Below are 3,448 nucleotides of genomic sequence, written 5' to 3' on the forward strand. Positions count from 1 at the left end.
GCACTTTCTGCACGCGTTCCCGATCGGCACCAACGCCGGTCAGACCATGCTGCTCACCGCGCTCTCCGCAGCGCCCACCGCCATCTGCGTACCCACGTTCGAGGCCGAACAATTCTGCGCGCTGATCGCCGAATACCGGGTGGGCACCGCCTTCGTGGTGCCCGCGATGGCCGGCGAACTGGTCCGCTCCGGCGCGACCACGCGACACGACGTCGGCGACCTGTTGCTCCTCGGATCGACCGCCGCCGCCCTGCCGCCCGCGACGGCCGTCGCGCTGACTGCCGCCTTTCCGCACGCCACGATCGTCAACTCCTACACCTCCACCGAGGCCGCCCCCGCACAGACCACGATGGTCTTCGACCCCGATCGGCCGAGTTCGGTGGGGCGCTCCGTCCTGGGCGACGACCTGCGCGTGCTGACCGAGGACGGCGACCCGCTGCCCATCGGCGTGCCGGGCGAGATCTGGCTGCGGTCGCCGACTACGCCACGCGCCTACCATCGCGACGAGGCCGCGAGCACCAAGGTGTTCCGCGACGGCTGGGTGCGGATGGGCGATCTCGGCCGGCTCGACGCCGAGGGCTACCTGTACGTGATCGACCGCGAGAGCGATCTCGTCACCTCCGGCGCGTTCAAGATCTCCACACTCGCCGTCGAGGCCGCGTTGTACGAACATCCGGCGGTCGTCGAGGCCGCGGCGTTCGGCGTACCGCACGCGGCGATGGGCGCGATGCCGGCGGCGGCCGTCGTGCTGGACCCCGGCACGTCGCCCGACGACCTGCGGGACTTCCTGCGCTCACGGCTGGCGCGCGAAGAGATCCCGACCCGGTTCCTGGTCCTGGACACCCTGCCGCGAAACGCTGCCGGAAAGGTCGTCAAGACCGAACTGCGGGCGCTGCTCGCCACCGTGGCCGCCCCGGCGCATGCGACCGCGCCGAGCACCCCGACCGAGGTCACCCTGAGTCGACTGTGGGCCGAGGTTCTGGAGATCGCGCCCCCGGGTCCGAACGACGAGTTCTTCGTCCTGGGCGGCGACTCGTTCAAGGCCACCCGGCTCGCCGCGCTGGCCGGCCACACCTTCGCGATCGACGTCCCGACGTCACTTCCGTTCGACCTGCCACGGCTCGGGGCGCAGGCCGAATGGATCGAGGCGGCGCCACAGTCGGCCGAACGAACAGCCGGACGAACAACCGCGGAAGCAGCCGAAGGAGCAGCCGAGGGAGCAGCCGAAGAAGCAGCGCGCCAAGGAACGCCCGCGCGCGAACCGACGTCACCGGCATCGGCATTCGGGCCCGAGCAACCCGGCACCGGCACCGGCCCAGCTCCCGACCCCGGCCCCAGCCCCGACCCCGGCCCGCAGCCAAGGGCACCAAGGGCACCAAGGCAGCCAAGGGGGCCAAGAGCGGCAAGGCCGCGGGCGGCGACCCGCAGAACAAGGCCCGCGCCGCGGCCGACGGGCCGCCCGCCCGCCCGTCCGGCGTCACCCGCGCGGCCCTGTCGTTCACGGTCAAGCCCGGCAGCGAGGCGAAGGTCGCCAAGATCCTCGCCGGCTACGAATCGCCCCAGGCGCGCGTCGACGCGAAGACCACGCTGCGCCGCACCACCGTGTTCATGCGCGGCAACCGCGTGGTCCGCGCCATCGAGATCGACGGCGACCTGCGCGCTGCGCTGCAACACGTCGCCGCGCAGCCCCAGGTACGCGCCGCCGAGGAGCAGCTCAACCCCTACCTCGAGGAGTCCCGCGACCTGGACGACCCCGAGGCCGCCCGCGGCTTCTTCATGCGGTCCTCGCTCGCCGAGGTGGCGCACCTGACCGACCAGCGCTCGCGCGCGCAGGCCCGCGAGCTCGTCCGCAAGGCCTTCCTGTACCCCGTGCGGCACGGTTCGGCCGAGGCAGCCGCGCGGCTGCTCGCCGACCACGACGAGCAGGCGATCACGCGGGCCCGGGGCCCGATCGCGGGCAGCACGATCTTCGTTCGCGAGGACGTCCTCGTGCGCGTCGTCGACCTGCGCGGGTCCGTCGACGACGACCCGGCCGTCGCGTTGGGCATCGACCGCTCCGCCGCCGCCAGGTTCGGTCGCCTCCTCGACACGGGCGACGTGGACACCGACGAGGGCCTGCGGCGCCTGCTCGCCAACTGCGCCATGACCGAGATCACCGACCGCCGCGCGTCGCTCGACGCCTGACCACCGGTGCGGCGCACCCGCGCCGCCCGCCACCGGAGGTGGCACACATGACCACGCAGACCGTACGCATCGTCGACCTCGAAGAGATCGAGCCCAACCGCCGCCGCGGCGGTGACCTCCGCGTCATGCTCAGCCCGGCGACGGTGGGCTCCACGAGCGGCTTCATGGGACTGGCCATCATCCAGCCCGGCGACATGATCTCCGAGCACTACCACCCGTACTCGGAGGAGTTCATCCACGTCGTCAGCGGAACCGTCGAGGTCGACCTCGACGGCGTCACCCACGAGGTGCGGGCCGAACAGGGCCTGATGATCCCGCGCGACATGCGCCACCGGTTCCGCAACGTCGGCTCGGTGGAGGCGCGGATGGTCTTCCAGCTCGCCCCCCTGGCGCCTCGCCCCGAACTGGGCCATGTGGACACCGAGGACGTGCGCGACTCGTGCGCGCAGCACCCGCGCGTGGAGCCCACACAGTCCGTGGGCGCCGAGTCGTGAAGCGCCGGGTGGCGGTCACCGGCGTCGGGGTGGTCGCCCCCGGCGGCATGGGCGTCCCGGCGTTCTGGGATCTGCTCATGGCCGGTCGCACGGCGACCCGGGGCATCACGCTGTTCGACCCCGCCCCGTTCCGCTCCCGGATCGCCGCGGAGTGCGACTTCGACCCGGTCGTGCGCGGCGTGGCCCCGGCGCGGGCGCAACGCGCCGACCGCTACGTGCAGTTCGCGCTCGCGGCCGCGGCGGAAGCGGTCCGCGACTGCGGCCTCGATCGCGAAGCCGAGGACCCGTGGCGGATCGGCGTGTCCCTGGGCACCGCCGTCGGTGGCACCACCCGGCTCGAACACGACTACGTCGCGGTGAGCGGGGCCGGCACGCGGTGGGACGTCGACCACCGCCGCGCCGACCCCTTCCTGCACCGGGCGTTCACCCCGAGCGCGCTCGCGTCCGAAGTGGCCGAGGAGTTCGACGCGCGCGGCCCGGTGCAGACCGTGTCGACGGGTTGCACCTCCGGGCTGGACGCGATCGGCTACGCCGCGCACGCCATCGAGGACGGGCGCGCCGACGTGTACCTCGCCGGCGCCGCCGACTCGCCGATCTCGCCGATCACCGTCGCGTGCTTCGACGCCATCAAGGCGACATCGACCCGCAACGACGACCCCGAGCACGCGTCCCGCCCCTTCGACGCGGACCGGGACGGCTTCGTCCTGGGTGAGGGCGCCGCGGTGCTCGTCCTGGAGGAACTGGAGCACGCGCGCAACCGCGGGGCCCGG

Annotated in this window: 3 protein-coding genes and 2 pseudogenes; all 5 read left to right on the top strand. The window is 73.1% G+C overall.

Features of this window, described 5'->3' with window-relative positions:
- Positions 1-46: 46 nt before the first annotated feature.
- A pseudogene (locus tag GT354_RS55535) lies at positions 47-1,084 on the top strand (AMP-binding protein); the annotation flags it as partial.
- Between the two features lie 53 nt (positions 1,085-1,137).
- Positions 1,138-1,749 (top strand): annotated as a pseudogene (locus tag GT354_RS55540) (SchA/CurD-like domain-containing protein); the annotation flags it as partial.
- A gap of 27 nt (positions 1,750-1,776) precedes the next feature.
- Complete coding sequence (locus GT354_RS55545) at positions 1,777-2,184, top strand: SchA/CurD-like domain-containing protein (protein WP_237536297.1); 408 nt, start codon at positions 1,777-1,779, stop codon at positions 2,182-2,184.
- A gap of 47 nt (positions 2,185-2,231) precedes the next feature.
- Positions 2,232-2,678 (top strand): cupin domain-containing protein, encoded by a 447-nt coding sequence (locus GT354_RS51965; RefSeq protein ID WP_161365515.1) that lies wholly within the window; start codon positions 2,232-2,234, stop codon positions 2,676-2,678.
- Positions 2,675-3,448: beta-ketoacyl synthase N-terminal-like domain-containing protein (locus tag GT354_RS51970; protein ID WP_346012549.1), on the top strand; the 774-nt coding region annotated here is incomplete at its 3' end. The genes GT354_RS51965 and GT354_RS51970, both read left to right, overlap by 4 nt.

Origin of the sequence: Streptomyces sp. SID3343 (assembly GCF_009865215.1) — a bacterium.
In the GTDB taxonomy this organism is placed as follows: Bacteria; Actinomycetota; Actinomycetes; order Streptomycetales; family Streptomycetaceae; genus Embleya.

What these genes read in the sequence shown, in the direction of transcription:
- GT354_RS55545 (WP_237536297.1), top strand. Translation starts at nt 1,777, where the DNA reads ATGCGGTCCTCGCTCGCCGAGGTGGCGCACCTGACCGACCAGCGCTCG.
- GT354_RS51965 (WP_161365515.1), top strand. Translation starts at nt 2,232, where the DNA reads ATGACCACGCAGACCGTACGCATCGTCGACCTCGAAGAGATCGAGCCC.